General features: G+C 33.7%; 21 protein-coding genes. 13 read left to right on the top strand and 8 right to left on the bottom strand.

What is annotated here, in order from left to right:
• Window positions 1–10 precede the first annotated feature (10 nt).
• The 4 genes from Q5Y73_RS08545 to Q5Y73_RS08530 form a co-directional block, all read right to left on the bottom strand.
• Window positions 11–1,204, bottom strand: a complete 1,194-nt coding sequence (locus Q5Y73_RS08545) for a hypothetical protein (protein ID WP_305991441.1) — start codon at window positions 1,202–1,204, stop codon at window positions 11–13.
• The gene (locus tag Q5Y73_RS08540) at window positions 1,197–2,411 is read right to left on the bottom strand and encodes a DUF58 domain-containing protein (RefSeq protein ID WP_305991440.1); all 1,215 of its coding nucleotides are present in this window, start codon (window positions 2,409–2,411) and stop codon (window positions 1,197–1,199) included. Before Q5Y73_RS08540 ends, Q5Y73_RS08545 begins: the two co-directional genes overlap by 8 nt.
• Window positions 2,408–3,352 carry an AAA family ATPase gene (locus Q5Y73_RS08535; RefSeq protein WP_305991439.1) on the bottom strand — a complete coding sequence of 315 codons (945 nt, stop codon included), beginning with the start codon at window positions 3,350–3,352 and terminating at the stop codon, window positions 2,408–2,410. Before Q5Y73_RS08535 ends, Q5Y73_RS08540 begins: the two co-directional genes overlap by 4 nt.
• A gap of 346 nt (window positions 3,353–3,698) precedes the next feature.
• Window positions 3,699–4,157 (bottom strand): site-2 protease family protein, encoded by a 459-nt coding sequence (locus Q5Y73_RS08530; protein ID WP_305991438.1) that lies wholly within the window; start codon window positions 4,155–4,157, stop codon window positions 3,699–3,701.
• Between the two features lie 386 nt (window positions 4,158–4,543).
• Between Q5Y73_RS08530 and fadR the strand changes: the two genes are divergently transcribed.
• The 4 genes from fadR to Q5Y73_RS08510 all read left to right on the top strand — a co-directional run bounded on the left by fadR (window position 4,544) and on the right by Q5Y73_RS08510 (window position 10,152).
• Complete coding sequence (fadR, locus tag Q5Y73_RS08525; protein ID WP_305991437.1) at window positions 4,544–5,236, top strand: fatty acid metabolism transcriptional regulator FadR; 693 nt, start codon at window positions 4,544–4,546, stop codon at window positions 5,234–5,236.
• A gap of 75 nt (window positions 5,237–5,311) precedes the next feature.
• Window positions 5,312–6,901: an FAD-binding oxidoreductase gene (locus Q5Y73_RS08520; protein WP_305991436.1), complete on the top strand. Its 1,590-nt coding sequence runs from the start codon at window positions 5,312–5,314 to the stop codon at window positions 6,899–6,901.
• A 50-nt stretch (window positions 6,902–6,951) separates the two neighbouring features.
• On the top strand, window positions 6,952–8,532 hold the full coding sequence (locus Q5Y73_RS08515) for a glycerol-3-phosphate dehydrogenase/oxidase (protein ID WP_305991435.1): 1,581 nt from the start codon (window positions 6,952–6,954) through the stop codon (window positions 8,530–8,532).
• Between the two features lie 57 nt (window positions 8,533–8,589).
• Window positions 8,590–10,152: an FGGY-family carbohydrate kinase gene (locus Q5Y73_RS08510; RefSeq protein WP_305991434.1), complete on the top strand. Its 1,563-nt coding sequence runs from the start codon at window positions 8,590–8,592 to the stop codon at window positions 10,150–10,152.
• A gap of 88 nt (window positions 10,153–10,240) precedes the next feature.
• Here Q5Y73_RS08510 and Q5Y73_RS08505 read toward each other — a convergent pair whose 3' ends face one another.
• Together Q5Y73_RS08505 and Q5Y73_RS08500 are read right to left on the bottom strand one after the other, a co-directional pair.
• Window positions 10,241–10,825 (bottom strand): histidine phosphatase family protein, encoded by a 585-nt coding sequence (locus Q5Y73_RS08505; protein ID WP_305991433.1) that lies wholly within the window; start codon window positions 10,823–10,825, stop codon window positions 10,241–10,243.
• Between the two features lie 173 nt (window positions 10,826–10,998).
• Window positions 10,999–11,484: a hypothetical protein gene (locus Q5Y73_RS08500; RefSeq protein WP_305991432.1), complete on the bottom strand. Its 486-nt coding sequence runs from the start codon at window positions 11,482–11,484 to the stop codon at window positions 10,999–11,001.
• Window positions 11,485–11,748: 264 nt separating this feature from the next.
• On the opposite strand from Q5Y73_RS08500, the gene Q5Y73_RS08495 reads away from it, so the two are divergent.
• The 8 genes from Q5Y73_RS08495 (at window position 11,749) to Q5Y73_RS08460 (ending at window position 20,189) form a co-directional block, all read left to right on the top strand.
• Entirely contained in the window at window positions 11,749–12,813 is a 1,065-nt protein-coding gene (locus Q5Y73_RS08495; RefSeq protein ID WP_305991431.1) for an MBL fold metallo-hydrolase, read from the top strand.
• 151 nt (window positions 12,814–12,964) lie between these two features.
• A complete protein-coding gene (locus Q5Y73_RS08490; protein ID WP_305991430.1) occupies window positions 12,965–13,519 on the top strand; it encodes an RNA polymerase sigma factor in 555 nt (184 codons plus the stop codon).
• 20 nt (window positions 13,520–13,539) lie between these two features.
• Window positions 13,540–14,355 (top strand): hypothetical protein, encoded by an 816-nt coding sequence (locus tag Q5Y73_RS08485; RefSeq protein ID WP_305991429.1) that lies wholly within the window; start codon window positions 13,540–13,542, stop codon window positions 14,353–14,355.
• Window positions 14,356–14,641: 286 nt separating this feature from the next.
• Entirely contained in the window at window positions 14,642–15,790 is a 1,149-nt protein-coding gene (locus Q5Y73_RS08480; protein WP_305991428.1) for a hypothetical protein, read from the top strand.
• Window positions 15,791–15,925: 135 nt separating this feature from the next.
• On the top strand, window positions 15,926–16,801 hold the full coding sequence (locus Q5Y73_RS08475) for an ABC transporter ATP-binding protein (RefSeq protein WP_305991427.1): 876 nt from the start codon (window positions 15,926–15,928) through the stop codon (window positions 16,799–16,801).
• The gene (locus tag Q5Y73_RS08470; RefSeq protein WP_305991426.1) at window positions 16,798–17,913 is read left to right on the top strand and encodes an ABC transporter permease subunit; all 1,116 of its coding nucleotides are present in this window, start codon (window positions 16,798–16,800) and stop codon (window positions 17,911–17,913) included. Before Q5Y73_RS08475 ends, Q5Y73_RS08470 begins: the two co-directional genes overlap by 4 nt.
• 285 nt (window positions 17,914–18,198) lie before the next feature.
• Window positions 18,199–19,071 carry an ABC transporter ATP-binding protein gene (locus Q5Y73_RS08465; RefSeq protein WP_305991425.1) on the top strand — a complete coding sequence of 291 codons (873 nt, stop codon included), beginning with the start codon at window positions 18,199–18,201 and terminating at the stop codon, window positions 19,069–19,071.
• Window positions 19,068–20,189 (top strand): ABC transporter permease, encoded by a 1,122-nt coding sequence (locus Q5Y73_RS08460; RefSeq protein ID WP_305991424.1) that lies wholly within the window; start codon window positions 19,068–19,070, stop codon window positions 20,187–20,189. The genes Q5Y73_RS08465 and Q5Y73_RS08460 overlap by 4 nt, the downstream gene beginning before the upstream one ends.
• Window positions 20,190–20,412: 223 nt before the next feature.
• Here Q5Y73_RS08460 and Q5Y73_RS08455 read toward each other — a convergent pair whose 3' ends face one another.
• Window positions 20,413–21,192 carry a phosphodiester glycosidase family protein gene (locus tag Q5Y73_RS08455; RefSeq protein ID WP_305991636.1) on the bottom strand — a complete coding sequence of 260 codons (780 nt, stop codon included), beginning with the start codon at window positions 21,190–21,192 and terminating at the stop codon, window positions 20,413–20,415.
• A gap of 512 nt (window positions 21,193–21,704) precedes the next feature.
• On the opposite strand from Q5Y73_RS08455, the gene Q5Y73_RS08450 reads away from it, so the two are divergent.
• Window positions 21,705–22,589, top strand: coding sequence for an NAD(P)-dependent oxidoreductase (locus Q5Y73_RS08450; protein WP_305991423.1), 885 nt, complete (start codon window positions 21,705–21,707; stop codon window positions 22,587–22,589).
• Between the two features lie 221 nt (window positions 22,590–22,810).
• On the opposite strand, the gene Q5Y73_RS08445 is transcribed toward Q5Y73_RS08450, so the two are convergent.
• Window positions 22,811–23,188, bottom strand: a complete 378-nt coding sequence (locus Q5Y73_RS08445; protein WP_305991422.1) for a DUF1499 domain-containing protein — start codon at window positions 23,186–23,188, stop codon at window positions 22,811–22,813.
• Between the last annotated feature and the right edge of the window lie 6 nt (window positions 23,189–23,194).

Raw genomic sequence — 23,194 nt, 5'->3', positions numbered from 1 at the left:
GATCATTGCTTCATTTCTTTAAATTACCCTTCAATTCTTTTAAATTCTGTAAAAAAGTATGTTTATCCTGTTTAGAGACTTCTTTATTACCATAACGAATTTGTTTATATACCTCTATCATTTGAATAGATTGACTTTCATTTACCCCCAAGCGTAAAAGCCAGCTGTCTATTGTTTCAAATGGTTTTCTCCCTTTCCCTTGTTTAGCCATAGCATGTTCTAGTCGATCGATTTTCTTGCGGATCATCTTATTGTTATGAGAAGAATATTGATATTCAATATCATCTAAACTCTCTGCACCTTCTCTTTCATAAGAGTCAACTGGCACTATATAATTAGGAAGTTGCGGGGAGATCTTTATTTTTTTTAACCATTTGTATAAATAAGACCCAACAAATCCAATAATGACAGCTGTCAAGGTATAACCAATGATCTCCAAGACAGGAAAATATTCCACCGTTTCTTGTGTGATCAGAGGCATCGGTTCTTCACTTAAATCCCCTTGCGTTGTAGAAAAAAGCTCTTTAACCCTTTCATTCTCAGGTATGATTGATAACAACCATGCTAGGAATCTTCCTATAACGTGAATAAGAATAAAAGAAGATAAATACAGGAATGCTCTTAATAATAATGGGAATATCAACATAACACTTATGACAATTAAAATACACAAACTAACTAGAGACAAAAATACCCATAAATAATTTCTTTTAGTCCCTTCATCCACCCTTATATTTTCTCTTTTTATTAAAGGTAAACATATAATTTGTATAAAGAACAAATAAAATAAAAATTCAATTGTAAAGTCAGCATTCAAAAATAAACAAAGCGGTAAGATTAAGATAGAAATAAAAATTTGATTTTCAAGATTTTCTATCTTCCTTTCATTCATATGAATAGGAAATCTCCATATTGACACGATTAAAATGAAAAGCGAGATAAAAATTGAAAAACCAAAAAGGAAAGAAACCAATAATATGACTGGAACTGATACAAACATATTTAGTAAGCTTACTTTCCCATTGTTCCTATATATTATCCATGCCATTGGTAATGTTCCAACAACATATGTAATTAGAAAAGGAATAAATAAAGGAGCTTGTTCTTCATAATATGAAATTGTAATTAATACGAAATATATAATAATAGACTCATAGGAATAGTTTAACCAAGCAAGGCGATAATTTTTTATAAAATTAAACAACAGACCCCCTCCTTGTTTCGAACGGTAAGATATGAGCAACTTCTTCTTGTTTTTCTACAGTAAAAATCGTAGTTCCGGTTTTTAACCACGATAGGAGAAATTCTTCAGTTGTTTTCCCATGATCACCAAAATAAATCATAATCGCATCTTCATCCACCCTTTTTTTCAATGAAGCATAAAAATGGTTGGGTTTAATCGTTATACTTCCTGTAGTGATCCTTGCCAACATCTCCATCGCCTTTAACAAATGGGTTTGACCCTTCCCTTGTTCTAAATGGAATGCGGATTGTGTATTGTTCATTACTACATTCGCATACATCTCAAAGGGTATATTATGTTTATGTGCATATTGACACATGTAAGTTATATAACAAATATCATTCTCCATATTTAACGAAAAGTTATTAACTGACTGTGGATGATCCACCAGAACATTTAATACAAATGTCCATTTTACATAATTGGTGTTGTCAAATTCTTTTGTCATTAACCTATTATTTTTTGCTGATAAACCCCAATGAATGCGAGAAAAAGGATCATTAGGAGCATACTCTCTAGCACCTCGAATGAGTGAAGTGTCCTCAAACAATGAATGCCTTGTAATATGATCTCCACCCTTCATCTTTTCAAGAAAATGTGCGTTCGCAACCAGTTTTGGTTCTGGATAAACAAGTACCTCAGTCCGAAAATAAGATTGATAGAAAAGTAAAGAGAATCCAATAAAAAATGGGTCAAGTGCTTTTAATTCAATATTTTGAAATTTAGCTATTCCACGCTTTTTTGCAACTATATCCACTGGATAAACTTTTTCAGAATTGAATTGATGTGAAATAGAAAACCTGTAATTTGATTTCATATCATCCTCTAAAAGCTTGTTCACGTTGGTACAATGTATCGTATTGCTAGATTGAAAAAAAATCTCACCTTGTAGAAAAGGAATAATCCCTCTATGTTTTATATTTATTGGAATCTTTGCTGTCTCACCTGGAAATAACTTCACTGTTTTTTTTCTATTCATCAGATGTATGTCATTCTGAATATGATGAAGATAATAATAAATGAAAGCATATATACTAATGAACAATAGAATCGTAAATATTAAAATAAAAGATGAAAACAATAAGTATTCTAGTAAAAACAATATTGGAATCACGTATATTGCTCGTCTAAAAATTTCAGGAATATGAACTTCTCTTCTCCACATCATGATAAAGCAGCCCCTGATTCAACAGGAACTTCAATCGACTTTACAATATTTTTTATAATCTCGCTTTTCGTACTTTTTAACATCCCTTCAGTTGACAGCACAAGTCGATGGCTTAATAAGTAAGGAGCCAAATTTATGACATCTTCAGGAATGCAATAGTTACGTTCATTTAAAAAAGCCTTAGCTTGAATGGCACGCATAAATGCTAATGTTCCTCTTGGACTGACACCCGTTTCTATTAATTCTGATTGACGTGTAGCATGTACAATCGCAAGCATATAGGTTTCAATATCCTCAGAAATGGTTACTGATTTAATCTGTTCTTGTAACCCTACAATTTTCTCTATATCAATCAACACTTTAATCTCTGAAAGAGGATCTTCGCCCCGATATTTATCCATCATTTCTTTTTCCTGCTCAAAAGTTGGATATCCAACAGGAATCACCATCAAAAATCGATCCAACTGAGCATCTGGTAATGGAAATGTACCATGAGATTCTGATGGATTTTGAGTGGCAAACACGATATATGGCTCAGGAAGTTTATAGGTTTGTCCATCGATTGTTACCTGTCTTTCTTCCATAGCTTCAAGTAAACTTGACTGTGTACGTGGTGTAGCACGATTGATTTCATCAGCTAATAATATATGGGTATGTACAGGACCCAAGCGCAAGCTAAATTCCTGATCCTTCGGATTGAAAAATTGGATTCCAGTAACATCACTAGGAAGAACATCAGGTGTAAACTGGATACGATTAAATGAAGCGTTAATAAGTGTTGCAAAAGTTTTTGCCAATTTCGTTTTTCCTGTTCCTGGAACATCCTCCAGTAAAACATGCCCTTTGCTTAATAAAGAGATGAGCAATAACTCTACCACATGCTCTTTACCTATTACGACCTTACTCACAGAACTCTGAAAATCTTTAAGGAAATTTGACATGATAACAGCCCTTTCAATATATCACTTTTATAATATTTTTTTCCAATCAATCGCTCCCGCGATTGATTTTATTAATACCTCATCTTCTTTTAAATCTGGGATATGATGCTCTACCTATTCTAAAGATTGTTTTCCAGTTAATTCTAATGAAAGAAATTTCAACTTTCATAACACCTCTATTTTTTCTCTAATGCTTTAAACAGTAAACCCTAGTGCTTTGGCTGTCCCTATAGCACAGATTTTCAGGAAGTATATCTAAGATCACACTCATTATATATCACCTCCAGAACATTTCCATGTCATACGTTCTAATTCCTTGTTAGTTTCAAATATTACTATATACTATTTAACGCTTTTTCAGACAAGTTTTCACCCAATAAACGAAGATCTCTATCACTTGCCATCCATCACTTTTGATTAAACCGAAACGGTAAGGTATACCATTCAAAATCACCAAAGCATAAGAATATAAAACAAACATAAGAAAGTCTTTATACCCTGGAAACTGAAATGTAGACATCAACATTAAGATGAAGCTAGCACTAATTAAATTAAAAATAATACCTCCAAGATGAATGATACTAATCCGTACAACACTTAAATTATGTTTTTCTTCCCAATAACAATAACCACCTAATAATAAACCTAATCTAAATGTTAACTTTTTTATATGAATCATTGCAGGTCCTGTTCCAATGGAAATCTCATTCACTTTTGCTCCAAACAATTTTGCAAAATAGGCATGTCCTAATTCGTGCACCAAATGGACAAGAAAGACACTCAACATGAAATGTAATAAAAGCACTGTTTGACCACCTATCTAGGAAATAATATTAAAACAACTATTATACTATATATCTAATCTCTTTTTGCTTTTATTAAACAAAAAACTCCGATTGGAGTCTCTTGAAGTTGTCGTCCAATTCTTCTTGGGGAATAAAACAATAAAAGCTTAGCGTCACTTTTTTGGGTATCTTGAGGGGTGTAGTGTTGATTTTTCTTCTTTACAACCTCAGTTTAGTATTATATATTTGTGGTATGACCAGAGAACAATTGTTGACTGACCAATGTTTGAAGGTACTTGAAAAACAGCATATGAAATTTGAATTAAAGTTTCAGAAAATTTTAAATTGTGCCTCACTTGAGCAAAATTCAACCTACCTAGCTGAAATTAAAACGGAGGATTTTCATTTGGAAAAAAAACAAACCTATGTCCACTCTTCTCAGACTGTAGATCAAATTCTTATGAAAGCGATGTTAGAAGGAGAATATCCACCAGGCAGTACATTGCCCCCTGAGAGAGAATTAGCAGCCTCTTTAGGCATTGCAAGAACTACCTTAAGAGAGTCTTTGCAAAGACTGGCAAGAGATAAGTGGCTGACCATTCGTAAAGGGCAACCTGCACTTGTGAATCATTATTGGCAAGAAGGAAATTTAAATACACTTGAAAACATTATCGCAAATACAGACGAACATACGGAAGACTTTGTGGTTCATCTTCTTGAAGTTCGATCAGCTTTAGCTCCTGCATTTGTTCGTGACGCAGTACTAAAAAATCCAGCAAAAGTCATTGCGGTCTTAGCAAAATATGATGAGCTGGAGGATAGTCCAGATAGTTTTACTCAATTTGACTGGAATCTGCAAAAGCAATTAGCCATTCTTTCTGGAAATCCAATTTATATCTTATTAATTAATAGTTTTTCTGAAATATATGGGCTTATGGGAAAAAAGTATTTTTCTCATGTAAACAACCGTGAATCTACCCATAGATTTTATGCTCGATTATTAGCGGCTGCTATGTCTACTGACGCTTTACAGGCTGAACAAATTACAAAAGAAGATATGCTGAAGAGCATTGAACTATGGAAAAGCAGCATGAGTTAAATCTTGTGCTAATTAAAGTTTTTTGAAAGCGATTACTTTTTTATAAATATTTTATTATTCAAGGGGGAATTAAAATTGAAAAGATGGAATGGCTGGGGAGATGAATCTAAGAGTATGGAGTTGCCTGCTTCAGCTAAAAGCTTTTTACAAAATGAACTAGGCAATGGAAAACCTCCAACAGATGTATCTTTACAAGAAGCAATTAACAATGTACCTGAATCTCGATTACCAAAGCATCATTTGATTCAAACTGAGCCAATGGAACGACTTCGACATGCTGTTGGACAAAGCTTAGGAGATTGGATAGCAATAAGAAGTGGAACGATTCCCGTGTATCCAGATGGTGTCGCATTCCCTTTAAATGAAGAAGAGGTTCGAGAATTATTGCAATTTGCACAAAAAATAAAGGCTAATATTATTCCTTATGGTGGCGGAACAAGTGTAGTTGGACATTTAAGCGCTCTTCCTGGTGATAAACCTACAATAACTGTTGATGTCAGCAGAATGAATAAATTGCTAGACTTGGATGAAGAAGGAGGTTTAGCACAGTTTCAAGCGGGAATCAGAGGTCCTGACTTAGAAGCAGCTTTACAGGCAAAAGGGTTCACATTAGGGCATTTCCCACAATCCTTTGAATACTCCACACTTGGTGGATGGATTGTAACTCGTTCAGCAGGACAGCAATCTTTAAAATATGGAAGAATCGAGCAATTATTTGTCGGTGGTGAAATTGAAACACCTACTGGTAGTTTAAAAATATCTAATTTACCTGCATCTGGAGCTGGACCAAATTTGCGCGAATTTGTACTCGGCTCTGAGGGAAGGTTGGGTATCGTGACTAAAGCTACAGTTAAAATATCATCTCTACCGGAAAAGGAACAATTTTATTCTGCTTTCTTCCCTACCCCGGAGCAAGGAATGGCGGCTATCAGACAAATTGCACAAGATGGGATCCCTCTCTCCATGATGCGTTTAAGTTTACCTGAAGAAACCATTTCTCAACTCACCATGGCAGGTGAAAGCAAGATATTATCCTTGTTGGACAAATGGTTAAAGATAAATGGTGTAAATGAACAAAAATGTATGCTTTTATATGGTGTTACTGGCAGTAAAAAAAGTGTTCGTTCTTCACTAAACCAGGCTCAAAATGTGATTAAAAAACACAAGGGAGTACTTGTAGGAACAAAACCAGGTCATCAATGGGTTAAAAACCGGTTTCGCTCTCCTTACTTACGTGAAAGTTTATGGCAGCAAGGTTACGCTGTTGATACTTTAGAAACAGCAACAACTTGGAAAGATGTTCCGAGAATGGTTGCGGCAATTGAATCTTCTTTAAAAGAAGGATTGCAAGACATCGATGAAAAGGTGTTTGCTTATACGCATCTCTCTCATATTTATCCTCATGGTTCAAGCATTTACACAACTTATCTCTTCCGCATGGGTGATGATCCAGCTGAAACTAAACGCAGATGGGAAAAGTTAAAACAAGCTGCAAGTGAAGCGATTGTTAAAAATAGAGGGACAATTAGTCATCAGCATGGAGTAGGTATCGACCATAAACCATATTTAGAAAATGAAAAAACAAAACTAGGGATGCAAATGATTCGCTCGTTATGCGATACTTTAGACCCGGAAAATACAATGAATAACGAGAAGTTAATCTAATAGGTTGGAAAACGGAATTTTTTAAACATGAAATAAAAGGGGTGTTAAGAATGAACAACCGCCGCGAAGAAATCTGGGATAAGTTAAATGAAACCTGGGATGTTATCATTATCGGTGGTGGAATTACCGGAGCTGGTATTTTAAGAAGAGCGGCAAGTCAGGGATTGCGTTGTTTGCTTTTAGAAAAAAAAGATTTTGCGTGGGGAACATCCAGTCGTTCTGGTAAACTAGTACATGGTGGTTTACGTTATTTAAAACAAGGACAATTAAAAACAACTTGGCAATCTGTACACGAAAGGGAAAAACTGCTCAGCGAATGTGATGGTTTAGTTGAACCTCTCGGCATACTCATGCCATTTTATGAAGAGGATCGATTCGGTCCAATGTTATTAAAAGCAGGTTTAACCTTGTATGATATGATTGCACATCGAAAAAATCATCGAAGTTATGATTCTGAGGATTTTAGTAAAATGGCGCCAGGAATTAGACAAACCGGTTTAAGCACAGGACTGCAATATTATGATGCACGAACAGATGATGCACGACTCGTACTTAGAGTTCTTAAAGAAGGAGAGTTATTAGGAGGTACTGCATTAAACTATTGTTCAGCCCAGGAATTATGTCGTGATCAAAAAGGACATGTTCGCGGAGTAACAGTAAAGGATATACAGACGAATAAAACGAAAGAAGTGTTTGGAAAAATTGTGATTAATGCTACTGGTGTTTGGGTAGATCAACTTCGATCCCAGGTAGGAGAAGTACCAAGAATGAGACCTTTACGTGGAAGTCACCTCATTTTCCCAAATTGGCGGTTACCGCTAGCACAAGCCATTAGCATTACACATCCTGCGGATGGACGTTACTTATATGCATTTCCTTGGGAAGGCGTGACATTAGTTGGTACAACGGATATTGATCATAAAACATCACTAGGTGATGAACCGAGTATAAGTTATGAAGAAGGAAAATATATGCTAGAAGGTCTTAATGAAATATTCCCTTCGTATAATCTAAAAGCTGAGGATGTCTTGTCAACCTTTTCTGGTGTGAGGCCTGTGGTACATACTGGAAAAAAAGATCCATCTAAAGAAGCAAGAGATCATTGTATTTGGATGGAGAAAGGCTTATTAACCGTAACTGGAGGAAAATTAACAACATTTGATTTATTGGCTCGTGAGGTCATGGACAAAGTAAAAAGTGAGATTTCTCATCAAAATGACTCAAATAAAACGAGAAATTTTAAACAAGAAATGAAAATGAATTCAATATTATCTTCACATTTAGGTGATAACATGACACGTCGGTTGTTTGGTCGGTATGGAAATGAATGGTCTAGTTTTATGGATGAAATTGAACAAAATGGTTGTGAATTTATACCAGGAACAAACAACTTATGGTCAGAGCTTCGTTGGGCTGCACAGAATGAATCTATCGTTCATTTAGATGACTTATTACTTCGTAGAGTACGTATAGGTATGTTGCTTCCATCTGGAGGAAGCGACATAATAGGTCGTCTTAAGAATGAGATATTGCCATCCTTAGGTTGGGATGAAAATCGGTGGGAACAAGAGGCATCGCGTTATAACCAAATTTGGAAAAATCACTATAGTCCTGATTTATTGAATCAATAATTTGATTCATTCAGTAAAGTCTCTCAAATATAAACAGATGAAAGGGGAATTTTATCTATGAATGAAAGTGTTTTAACAATAGATATAGGGACTCAAAGTGTTCGTACACTTGTCTTTGATGTACATGGAAATCTTATTGATTTTGCTAGAGTGATTTATAGTCCCGCTTATTTTTCCCCAGAATCAGGTTGGGCTGAGCAGCATCCAGAGTATTATTGGAAATGTGTGGCGGAGTCTTCACAAAAACTGTTCAATCAAGGCAAAGTAAAAAAAGAGTCTATTGTATCTGTTAGCCTAACTACTCAGAGAGGATCGATGGTTAATCTGGATGCCGATCACAATCCTCTACGACCTGCAATTTTATGGTTAGATCAACGAAGATCAACTGAGTGGCCAAAGGTTGGCTCAGCTTGGCAACTTCTATTTCATCTAACGGGGCTAAACAAAACATTACATTACCTGCAAGCAGAAGCTGAGGCCAATTGGATAAAACAGTTTCAGCCAGAAATTTGGGATAAAACCTCCTATTATTTAATGATTTCAGGATATATTAATTTTAAATTAACGGATTCAATTGTAGATTCGATTGGGTGTCAGGTTGGTTACCTCCCATTTGATTATAAAAAGCAGAACTGGTCAAAAAAGTCACACTGGAAGCGAAAGGCAATACCTGTCACCGAAGAGATGTTACCTGAACTAGTTCAACCAGGAGAGCAGTTAGGTACAATTTCAAAGGAAGCTGCAGAAAATACTGGAATTCCAGAGGGCTTGCCAGTCATTGCTGGGGCAACAGACAAAGCTTGCGAAGTGCTTGGTACAGGTTGTTTGAAACCTAATCAAGGAAGTATAGGGTACGGAACAACAGCCACTATCAATGTGAATTCGAAGAAATATCTTGAACCGATTAAACTCATCCCACCTTATCCAAGTGCTGCCCCCGGAGAATATAACTTGGAAGTACAAACCTATCGAGGATTTTGGATGGTTTCATGGTTTAAAGAGCAGTTTGCTAATGAAGAGCTGCGATTAGCAAGTAATTTGGGTGTACCAGCGGAAGAGATTTTAGATGATTTAGTCGCTGATATCCCACCTGGATCCATGGGACTTGTACTCCAGCCATTCTGGTCTCCTGGTATAAGATATCCGCGACCAGATGCGAAGGGTGCGGTCATTGGTTTTGGTGGAGTTCATACAAAAGGTCACTTTTATAGAGCTCTACTTGAAGGTTTAGCCTATTCATTACGAGAAGGTCGCGAACGGATTGAAAAACGAACTAAAACTCCAATGACAGAGTTGATCGTGTGCGGTGGCGGCTCAAATAGCGATAAAATGATGCAAATTACTGCCGATGTATTCCATTTACCAGCCATTAGACCCTCTGTAAGTGAGGCTTCTGGTTTAGGTGCAGCTATACTAGCAGCGGTTGGGGCTGGGCTTCATCCAGATATTGAAACTGCTGTTCAGAAAATGACAAGAAATAGTCAAGTTTTTGAGCCTAATCATGAAAATGTTAAAATATACGATGATCTATATCATCATGTGTATAAAAAAATGTATAAAAAACTTACTCCTTTATATGAATCTATACAAAAGATCACAGGGTATCCAGCTCATTTATAATTCCTACTACACTGGGCAGGGTCAGAAGTTTTCATTACTGTACTCTCCCCTCCTACCCTTTACTCTAGCAACTTAACTAAAAATACTATTATTTTCTTCCGTCAAATTTGGCAATATAACTCCCTGTCTCCCCTAAAAAATCTTTCCTAGTAAGATTTGATTCACCCAAAAATTGTCGATACGAAGTAATCGTCCCATCATGTGATACGATAAATAATCTACTTTTATTCAGCTCTATACACCACTCCATAAAATCTTCAGCTATAGCAGTAAACTCTTCCTCAGATAGAGTATTTATTCCTTGTTCCCACGTAATAGAATTTACTTGATAGATAGAAACTTGAGGAAAATCTACTTCTATTTTTTCTTTTGAAAGCAGTTGATCACAAGGAAAAGCTCTTGATGCAGGTAACATAGGAAACATTCTTGGACCTACTGCTGGATGAACTATAATTTCACATTCAATCGTTTTACTCCAGTACAATGCTGTTTGAATCGTTCTCCTTGTAGGACTTACTATAATCAAATCTTGTTGATTTAAGGGGTAGGTTTCAAATAAAGCTTTTGCCTGTACCCTTCCCTTATCCGTTATGTTAGCATCCATTATTTTAAGGCTGTTTGGTGGATTTAATGTATGTTCGCCTTGTCCATGTCTTATGAATACAATCTCCATGTTTCACTTACACCTACCCTTTATATTGCAGCGAATTAATTCAAGAACACATTATACCATATTTTAGTAGTTGATTATGGATAGTGAATGTGTCTTTTGGACTCACATTTTAAGAAAAATGAAGAACATCTTCTCAGCACTCTTCATTTTTCATTAAAAGATTAAACTATAATCTATAATGTGATCACGGCTGCTTTGAGACTCCGAGAACCAATTGTAATAAACGGAGAGGGATTAGGACTAGAATTTGTGCATCTTAATACATAGGTATTGTTTCCAGGATCAGGATTCTCATCAACTAAAGGAAAATTAGGAAAGTTATTATGTCTCCCATTGACTCCTGGTGTACTACCTACAGCCAGGTAATCCATTTCATCAGTAATTGAAGCAATTCTAGTTCCATTACGCTCCAGTTCATATTCCACTACAAAGGTAACATTAACCGGAAATGGTGACAATGTTGCCCGTACTGCAACCTGAGCCATGGAGTCAAGTAATACGTGAGTTTTATGTGGTTGTTTAACACACACATCAACCGTAAGAACTTCCTCAGAACTACCTGGTGTTGGAATAGAAATAACATTTTCTTCAGTAGGATCAAAAGGGTCTTCTATTGAAAAACTTTGAGCAGTAACAAAGGTCTCTTTTTCTAAACCCATTAATTAAAACACCTCCTCTCGCAGCTCTATTATGTATTTTATGAACCATGTGTTGTTTTTGCTTGGATTGTTAACTATTAATTACAAACAAATGGGTTACAGGTTATGAATAGAATCGAGACTTCAATTGGAATTATTGTTCTAACTTCATTCATCAACTTACATATCTTATAAAATTGAGAATAATAAAAAATTAAACTCAAATAATATAAACAGTCGTGTTTTTCACGTACATAAATTACTAAAAAGGAAGGATGTAAAACAATGTCCTACAAACAACGATTTACAAAAATAATAATTTTCACTTGTATTTTGACACTTGCATTGTCATCCCAAGTCGGAAATGTTATGGGATATGAGCATCATACTGAGACTGAAAGAAATGAAATGACAAATCAAGAAAGTGATTCAAATGAAAGAGAAGAAACCAGTGCAGTAGCTCCTCTCCCAGAAAATGCAAAAGGACCCGTTATTCCTATGGATAAAGGATATGTAGTCGAAGAAATCGGAGATGGAGTTTATGCTGTAATGGATGGTATTTTCACGACGATGTTTCTTACTACTGGAAAAGGAGTTATAGCGGTAGACGCTCCACAATCAATGGGAGAAAAGTACTTAAATGCGATCAAAGAAGTAACGGATGAGCCCGTAAAATACCTCATTTATAGTCATGCGCACAAAGATCATATTGGTGCCGCATCTATGTTCCCTGATGATGTAGAAATTATTGCACATGAAGAAACAAAAAAAATATTAGAGAAGCGACAAGATCCTAACCGCCCTATACCTACAAAAACTTTTAAAGGTAGTAACATGAAATTAAAAGTAGGAAATAAAAAACTTCAGTTAGATTATATGGGAGATAATCATCAGAGAGGAAATATTTTTATTTATGTACCTGATGAAAAAGTTTTAATGGCTGTGGATATCATTTTTCCAGGCTGGGTACCTTTTCGTTATTTAGCTCTTTCTGAAGATATTCCAGGGTGGATAGAAGCTCACTCTAAAATAATGGACTATGACTTTAACACATTAGTTGCTGGTCATGTTACTCGCTTAGGCACACGTGAGGATGTAAAAACTCAAATAAACTACGTCAATGATATAAAGAGAAATGCAGAACATGCTTTACAAACCACTGATCTTAATGCTATCGGTCAAAGTGTCGGATTTGAGAACCCATGGTTACTTATGGATGTTTATTATGATGAATTAATTAAAGTCTGTAATGACGCTACAGTTCCTAATTGGATTGATAAACTAGGTGGAGCTGATGTATTAACCGATACTAACTGTTCCAAAATGATTGATAGTTTACGACTTGATTAAACCTTGCTCATGTTTCTGTAGAAATTTTCTGTTACCCGAAAATGCTTAATTTTAGGCACTTTCGGGTATTTTAGATTTTTTAATTTAAAATCATGATAAATTTAAATCTTTTTTACTTCCTTGTCGTTATACTACCAGAGAGGTGAACAAATTGGCCACAGATCACGAACTTATTCAAGAAATACAAGGCGGAAGTGATGCTGCAACTGAGGTTTTGGTCAAGAAATATTACAATATCATTTACGCATTTATTTACAGAAAAACTGGGGATAAACATTTGGCATACGATTTGACTCAAGAGGTTTTTATTAAAATGATGAAGAACATTCCATCCTACTCAACGAAAAAAGGCAATTTTAAAAGTTGGCTGTTCACCATCGCAGTGAATCATTGCAGGGATTACTTTAAATCAAAATCTTTTCGTACAGCTTCCAAAATAGACGAACTTGATGATCAAATCCCCTCTGATTCAAGAGACATCCATTATATATTTGAAAATAAAGAAAAACGAAAGGAGATAAAACAAGCCATTGATGAACTGCCGGATTATCAAAAAGAAGCGATATTACTAAAGTATTATCACGACTTGAAAATCAAAGAGATTGCTAAAATAACAGATGCAAATGAATCCACAGTAAAGTCTAGATTAAAACAAGGACTTTCTAAACTAAAATCATCACTAAAACAACACACAAAGGTGAATTAATTGTAAAAGGAGGGAATCCTTTGAAACGCAAAGATGAGTTGGATCTTAAGGAATTTGAAGATCCTGAATTAATGAAAATGCTTGATGAATACACAATTGAATACCCAAACTCTGCTCAAGTCAACCATACAGTTGATGTATTACGCACTTACGTGCCAGAAAAAACAAAAAAGAAGAGCTTTTTTCAAATTTATGGAGAACTACTTCGTTTTTCATTCAAGGAAACCTTATTCATCAGTAAAACATTTTGGCTTTTAAACTTGGCTTTTTTTATTATTGGTTTTCTTTCAACTTATAATGCTTTTACAGCAGAAACTGGGATATATAATAATCAACCCTATGCCTCTGTTATGCTGCTTTCACCTATCCCATTTATTCTTGGATTGATTGAAGTATTTAGAGGGAGAGATTCCAATATGTTAGAACTAGAACAAACCTTTAAATACACGGGACAGCAGCTTATGTTTTCAAAAATGTTTATGGTAGGAACCTATAATTTATTTTTAAGTGTTAGTTTAATTGCTTTATTACAATTATTTTTCAGTGAACACATTATGTTAGTAAAATTATTTTTGTACTGGATCATTCCATTTACTTTTGTTTCTTCCATTGGTTTATTTATAACCATGAAATTTAAAAATAACTTTGCAGCGCCTATTATTATGTTAGTATGGATTTCATTTGCAATTTCATATTCAATGACTCCTAATATAATAAATTATTTTGAATCCATACATTTTACTTTTTACTTGCTGTTAATGGCTGTTTCCATATTCTTTTTTGCAAATCAAATTAAAAAAACTTCAAAAGATGAGATGTTTTTTGAAGTAAATTAAAACTTTTACTAAAGATGGATCGTTGTAAAGAGTACAGAGGACTGGACACCCTTCTGTTTATGATTTATGTAGTTTATATTTTTCTTTAGTTAGAAACACTTCCTTTCTTTTGCTCAGCTCTATTGCTGAGTTTTTTTTATTAAAAAATGACATGATCATCATGAGAATTTTTTAACATATACGTTTTTCCAATTATATATTTAAAGAACCTTTAAGTTATACATGGATAAAATAAAAACGATATGTACAAACCATAATTAGGTACTTTCTAAAAGGAGTAAACACCATGAAAGCATTATTAAAATTTGAATTATATAAAATTTTCAGCCAGAAAAGTGTGCTAATCGTTTTTGCGCTGATTTTACTTGTTCTATCCACATTAACTCTTTATAGCACCTTTTCAAGTTCTTTTTATTATGGAAAACAAGAAATGATATCTGCTTACAAACAAGTAGAGGGGAAGCTTTCTAAGGAAAAATATGAACGGCAAGAACAGGAGTTTGAAAGTAGAACAAAAAAAAGTAGTTCAAAGGAAGATCTAGCTTATGGAAGTGCCCTTATTGAAACTATGTCTGAATATGAGGATATAGAATATTATGACAATTTAATATCGAGAATAGAACAAGACCTTACAATAGCTACTGGGTTTAACTATGAAAGCTTACTCCTTCAGAAATTAATGTTAGAGCAGATTGATTTAAATGAAACTTATTTTCATAAAGGACCTGAAAAAATGATGGATTATGTCTCTGCTTTTGGATATATGATTACAGGGATTCTAATTTTGATTGGGTTATCCAGCATATTTTCAAACGAAGATGTTACTGGAATGGATCAACTGATTTTAAGCTCAAAAAATGGGCGTAATAAATTAGTTTCAGCCAAAATCATCACCGCAGTCTTTTTTGTAATTTCAATCATAGGTGTGCAACTCTTATATAATTGGGGAATTTATTCTTTTTTATATGGAAATGATGGGTGGTTGGTTCCTCTTCAAAAGTCATCTTCATTTATGTTGTCACCTTATTCACTGAATCTTTTTGAGTATTTTTCAATCCAAATGATATTGCATACTTTGTTTTCTATAGGTTTTGCCATCTTTGTATTATTGATTTCTAATTTATGCAAAAACAACTATCATTCGATTATTATTAGCAGTGTTGTGTTTGTAGCTCCAATGATGTTATCGTTTTTTAACCTCATTCAAATGAGTAATGTCGTTCAAGTAGCTAAGTTCATTCAAATAGATACCATTATTCAATATAGTTACACTTATCTAATGAAAGTAGATGTACTTTTTAATCGATTTAAAGTATTTAATTTCTTTGAATCACCTGTATTAGGATCGATTGCGATACCCACTGTATTTGTTTTAACTACTCTCTTTTTCACATGGTTGCTTTATCGCACCTATGAAAGAAAGGAAGTAATCTAGTGATGAATACTGGATGTAGGCAATTACAATAAATAACATTCTACAAATTAAATCATTTTCAAACCATCGTCGTTATACTATGTGAACGCCTGATTGATAGCTAGAAAATTAATAATTCAAAAAGAGGTGCTTAACTTGAAACTAAAGGTAGAAAATGTATCTAAACAATTTAAAGATAAATTAGCCGTAAGCAATGTTTCATTTGATTTAACGGAAGGTGTATATGGATTTTTAGGAGCTAATGGAGCTGGTAAAACTACATTAATGAGAATGTTAGTCACTCTATTAAAACCATCATCAGGTCGTATTCTGTTTAATGGAAAAGATATTGATGTACTAGATGAAAAATATCGTGATGTCATTGGGTATTTACCCCAGTATATTGGATTATACAAAAACTTCACTGCTGAAAAATATTTAATGTATATTGCTTCACTTAAAGGGATTGAAAAAGAAAAAGCCATGAAAAAAGTAGACGAGTTATTAGAAGTCGTGAATTTATCAGAACATCGAAAAAGAAAAGTAGGCAAATACTCAGGCGGGATGAAGCAACGTATAGGGATTGCACAAGCTCTTTTAAATGACCCTAAAGTATTGATTGTAGATGAACCTACTGCGGGACTAGATCCAAAGGAACGAATCCGATTCCGTAATCTGTTGTCCTCTATTTCAAAAGACCGAATTGTATTATTGTCTACACACATCGTCTCAGACATTGAATTTATCGCTAAAGAAATCATTGTAATAAAAGCTGGACAATTAATTCATAAAGATCATCCTGAATCATTACTTGATAAAATTAAGGACAAAGTATGGACAGTAACTGTTGATGAAAATGAAGTCCCCAAATTTCAAGCTGCCTTTAAGGTCGGAAATATCGTGAGACAAAATGATGGAGTAGGTCTTAGAATCATTGCTGAAGATAGACCAGATGCCAGAGCAATTCAAGCTGCACCAAACTTAGAAGACTTATATTTATATTATTTTGATCAGGAGGAGATGATTAAATGAGATCATTATTTAAATTTGAACTTTACAAAATTTTTACTCAAAAAAGTGTATGGATCACTTTTCTTATCATTTTTATAGGGTTGCCTCTTCTAATGATGTTTTCATCATCACAATCAATTGGAGTCACTAAAGAGCACACAAAAGCAGCTTACGAAAAGCTTGAAGGGGATCTATCTAAAGAAAGAATAACAAAATTGCAAGAAGAATTGAATGAAATGGATGTTAGTTCAAGTACATCAGAAGAGTTTTCATACAGAGTTACTTTAATGAAAATAATATCTGAATATGACGCTAAAGAAAGAATAAATGAAAAGAAAATTGCTTTAGAACAAGAAATGCAGAATATAAGTAATGCAAGTGGTGCAAAATATGAGCAATTGACACTTGAACATTCCATGTTAGAAAAAATTAACTTTAATGAAACAACATACAGTGAAGGACCTTTAGGTATTATAGCGTTTCTCGGAGTTGGCACAATCTTCACAGGTATACTGCTCATCATTGGATTATCAACGATCTTTTCAAACGAAGCAACAACCGGAATGAATCAAATCCTTTTAAGCTCAAAGCATGGTCGTAAAAAGGTAACTTCAGCAAAGTTGTTTGCAGCTGTCGTCTATGTAACATTCATCATTGGAATTCAGTTCATAATAAATATTGGCATAAATACGATGTTATATACAAGTCAAGGATGGAGTTCACCTATTCATAAATTAGATATATTTCGCGACTCACCTTATGCATTTAACCTATTAGAGTATTTTTCGGTTCAAATGATGTTGCATACTTTGTTTGCACTCGGATTTGCTATGTTGATTTTGTTGATTTCTTCTTTAAGTAAAACTTCTGTAAAGTCAATTATCATTAGCAGTATCCTATTTATCTTACCATTGATTTTGTCCAGTTTCCGAATTAGTGGTTTAGAAGATTTTATCCGATATAGCTATTACAATATGATGAAAGTGGATGAATTTTTTAGATTCTTTGAAGTTTTTCATATCTTCGGAACACCTGTATTAGAACCAATTGCAGCATCCATTGTTTTTACAATTATTTCTATTGTTTTCACATTATTGCTGTACCCAATCATAAATAGAAAACAAGTAAGCTAACATCCTGCAACCTTCCCTATTAAGGATTCACATTCATCTTAAAAATGACATTAAGGCTCAGTATAATCTGAGCTTTTTCCTTGTCCGATTCCCTACTCAATGTGCAGCACTGAGTGTTAATTTGAAAATTTTTCATTCATAAATAAATTTAAATCTTTTTTAAACTTAGATCGTTTTATTATGTGGGAGCTAATAAACAGCAACGAAGAAAACACTTAATGGAATCTCTCGAATTACCGTCGAGTCTTTTATGAAATATCAATCTATTCAAAAGGAGTGCTGAAATTGAAATTATCTGTTGAGAACGTATCTAAACAATTTAAAGATAAATTAGCTGTAAACAATGTTTCATTTGATTTAACAGAAGGGGTATATGGATTTCTAGGCGCTAATGGAGCTGGAAAAACTACATTAATGAGAATGTTAGTTACATTATTAAAACCTTCCTCAGGTCGTATTTTGTTTGAAGGAAAAGATATAGATGTACTGGATGATAAATATCGTGATGTCATTGGGTATTTACCCCAGTATATTGGACTATATAAAAACTTCACTGCTGAAAAATATTTAATGTATATTGCTTCTTTAAAAGGAATTGAAAAAGAGCAGGCTAAGAAAAAAGTGGATGAGTTATTAGAAGTCGTTAACCTATCAGAACATTCCAAAAGAAAAGTAGGAAAATACTCAGGTGGAATGAAACAACGTATAGGTATAGCGCAGGCACTTTTAAATGATCCAAAAGTGTTAATTGTGGACGAGCCTACTTCAGGACTAGACCCGAAGGAACGAATTCGTTTCAGAAACCTATTATCTTCAATTTCAAAAGATCGAATTGTATTACTATCTACACACATAGTATCGGACATTGAATTTATCGCTAAAGAAATTATTGTATTAAAATCGGGACAATTAATTCATAAAAATAGTCCAGAAATATTACTTGAGCATATAAAGGATAAAGTGTGGACCGTAACCGTTAATGAAAACGAAGTACCTAACTTTCAATCAGTATATAAGGTTGGAAACATTGTTAGACAAAATGATGGAGTAGGTCTTAGAATCATTGCTGAGGAAAAACCGGATGCCAGAGCACTCCAAGCTGCACCTAACTTAGAAGATTTATATTTATATTATTTCGATCAGGAGGAGATAAAATGAGATCCTTATTAAAATTTGAACTTTATAAAATTTTTAGTCAAAAAAGCATATGGATTACCTTAATCATTATTTTCTTAGGTTTGTCCGCCATCACACTATCCTCAACTTCTACATCTTATGGAGATTCTGTAGAAGATACAGTTGCTGCGTGGGATAAATTAGAAGGTGACCTTTCAGAAGAAAGAATATCCAAGCTAAAAGATGAATTAAACAAGATGGATGTTGAAAATTTATCCTCACCAAAAGAGAAAGCTTATGGTAATACGATATCAAATATATTATTTGAAGACTTTGAATACTCAAACTTTAAAGAGAGAAAAGCTGCTTTAGAACAGGAGATACAAAGTTTAAACAACAGCAATGGAACTAATTATGAGGAATTAGAGCTTAAACTTTCAATGTTAGAAAAAGTCGATCTAAATACAACCATGTTTAACTTAGGTCCAACTAATATCATTGATAATTTAGAAACATTTTTTGTAATCTTTACAGCCTTATTGCTTATTATAGGATTATCATCTGTTTTTTCCAAAGAAACAGGAACTGGAATGAATCAAATTATTTTAAGTTCGACTCATGGTCGTAAAAAGGTAACTTCAGCAAAATTGTTGGCTGCTGTCATCTATGTATTATTCATCGTCGGTATTCAAATCATATACAATGTTGGTATCAACACTTTATTATATACTGGTCAAGGATGGGATTCACCTTTACAAAAAATAATGAGATTTAATGAATCACCTTATGCATTTAACTTATTAGAATATTTTTCAACTCAGATGATATTGCATACTTTATTTTCAATCGGATTTGCCATTCTTATTATATTGATTTCATCCTTAAGTAAAACTTCCGTACAGTCCATTATCATTAGCAGTATCATATTTGTCATACCTTTGATTTTATATGGTTTTTCAATAACAAATTTTGAAAACTATATTCGCTATGGTTATATTTATTTAATGACAGTTGATCATTTTTTTGTAAGTTTTAAAACTTATAACATATTCGGGACCATCATTTTAGAACCTTATGTAGTTACCATCGTGTTTGTGTTAGTTACTGTCATTTTCGCCCTTTTATTGTATCCTATTCAAAAGAAGAGGCAAGTAAGTTAATTTCATATTGGTCGTTGATTTATAATTAATTAATAAATTACGATACTCACTAAAGCTCAGTTAACTCTGAGCTTTTCATTTTTATTTAATCACCAATTTTTAAAACCTCTTGCAAGAAATAAGATTGAAAAACTTAATAAGATATAGCCATTAATGATTAAATTCCAGTTGACTAATTAGATAATAATCAAACGACCTTTGATCAAGAGTTTGAAAATAACTGTTAATCTTTATTTGAAATTACAATCATTTGCACTACATCTCTACTATCCCCCGCTAGTTTCACTTCATCACTATATAACTGGGATGATCCATCTCCATCTAAAAATATCCCATCCACAAGAACACCAACAGCGACCTTCTCCAATACAGCATCTCGAAATAAATCAGCAGTAGATTTTGTTGAACTAACAATTAAATATACATTTCCTTCTCGGTCAAAAACCAAACCGCTTCGTAAATGTTGGCCATCAGGATAAGGTAGAGCTTCCTCCTCTTTTCGCTCCTTCCAGTGCTCTTCATTTTGCAAACTCATACTTACCCCGCCATGAGCCCAATATTTTGATCTGTCTGTTATATTAATTTCATCGGTGCTTTTTACAACTTGGATAGCAAACTTATTTGTTACTTTATCAAATACCAAAGTACCTCTTGCATATTTTTCATTAAACCATCCAGAGCCATATTTATTTACTTCTCCATTTGCAGGGGTGCCGTCCTCAACAGCAATGCTTAACAAAAAAGATTCATAAAAGAAACCTCCATTGATACCAATTAACTCAGCCTCTGATACATTTTCATTTATTGTTTTAAAGCTTATATAGTTAGGATCAGTTTGTAGTACATGTAATTCAACTCCGTTTGAAGCTTTTAACTTTTCATATTTATAGTCTTTAAAAATCCCTAGAGAAAACCAAACTATCATGTTTAATAATAAAATGATAACTACCGCGCTGAAAATGAACAGAATGAGTTTATCTCGTTTTGTATTTTCCTTCATCATGTATCCCACTTTCAATTCTCCAATTTTCGAGATTTGAGTTATTTGATTATTTAAATTAATTTAGGTGTTGGTAAAGTGTACTACTATATTATAAATAATTCTCTTTCAAACTGATACAACTAAATAACCTCATTTCCCATCAAATCACTTGCTTTAGATGTCATCAAGAAAGTGCGCGGAACGGAATTATGGTTTAAATAAATTAGGTCAAATCAACTAATTTTTATTTTTAGTGGTTTTTATAGGCGAAACCATTATACAAGTTTATCCCTACTTACATATAATGGTGTATAGAGTTTGTTGAATCCTTGAGTATAATTTTTTTTAATGGGTTGTATCTACAAGTATAGATAACCAAACTAACAATGTAAAACCATCGGTTCAGCAGACTCTTTTTTTTCTTCTTTTATTTAGCTTTTATCTTTGTCATTCTTTTCTTGTAAAATTATTATTCCTAGACTATACTATTAAATTAATATTTATAAATCTTAATTACAGAAAAAGGTGAACCTATGAAAATAGAAAAAGAGTCAGCAGTCATCGGATTCATTGGTATTGGTGTCATGGGTAAAAGCATGGCAAAAAACATATTGAAAGCAGGATACAATGTACATATCTTCACTAGAACAAAAGATAAAGCACAGGATCTCATACAGCAAGGTGCCATATGGAAAAACACTGTTTCTGAGCTAACAAAGGAATCTACTGTCATCATAACTATGATTGGTTATCCCCAAGATGTTGAAGCTGTTTATTTGGGAGATGACGGAATTCTATCTCATGCTAAAAAAGGTACATACCTTATCGACATGACTACCTCAACTCCTACATTAGCTCAAAAAATTGCTCAAAAAGCCAGGGAGAAAGGAATCTTTTCTTTAGATGCACCTGTTTCTGGTGGTGATATTGGTGCTAGAGAGGCTCGTTTAACAATCATGGTAGGTGGAGATGACGAAGCGTTTGAAAAATGTAAACCAATCTTTGAAGTTATGGGTAAAAATATTATTCTCCAAGGTGAGGCAGGAGCAGGTCAGCACACAAAAATGTGCAATCAAATCGCAATTGCAACAAATATGATCGGGATATGCGAGGCTGTTGCTTACGCAAAAACATCAGGCCTAGACCCTGAAAAAGTATTGCAAAGTATCTCTTCTGGGGCAGCAGGAAGCTGGTCTTTAAGTAATCTAGCACCAAGAATTATAAATGAAGATTTTGAACCTGGTTTTTTTGTAAAACACTTTATTAAGGATATGGGAATCGCATTAAATGAAGCTAATTCAATGGGAATGGAAATGCCAGGATTAGAGTTAGCTAAGAAATTATACGATGAACTAGCCGACCAAGGCGAGGAGAATAGTGGAACACAAGCTTTATATAAGCTTTGGAATGAAAAATAAACAAATCGAAAAAGTCAACATTTTTTTAAAATAGGGTCAAAAAACCTCTAAGAGGCTGGGACAAAACCCAGCAAAAATGAATAAACCGCATGAAATCAAATTTATAAACCTTGATTTCATGCGGTTTTAATTATGCTTATTGTACAAAAACCAGCTAGATTTCAACTTATGTCCCAGCCTCTTTTAAATTCAACTGATTAGGTTATACAGGAATTCTCCAATTAAACTAAAAATCTCTTACTTATTTCAACCATTCGTTTCTGATTTACACCCAAATCAGAATACCCTGTTCTTGAAGCTGATCGATAATGAATGACTTTTTCTTTTTTATCAAAATAGAATTCAACGTCATCAACAAAACGAAATAATCGCGTTGTAAACGTAACATGTAAATAATTGTTAGTTTGAGTAACTATTTTTGTTCTAGGCATCTCATTAACAACTTTTGTTATTTTTCCTATCGCTTGATCGTCTGAAATTGTATATGGTATCGGCTCCATTTTTTTTGATTCATCTTCAGTTTGAGTTGAGACACAATTTGGAGAACTCGGACAATCTGCAAGTTTCCCATCCTTTACTCCAAGTTCAATTTTAGGCATCTATAT

Origin of the sequence: Chengkuizengella axinellae, from assembly GCF_030730905.1 — a bacterium.
Classification (GTDB): domain Bacteria; phylum Bacillota; class Bacilli; order Paenibacillales; family KCTC-33759; genus Chengkuizengella; species Chengkuizengella axinellae.
The sequence above is the reverse complement of the archived record's forward strand: the minus strand, read 5'-3'. Positions and strand labels throughout refer to the sequence as shown.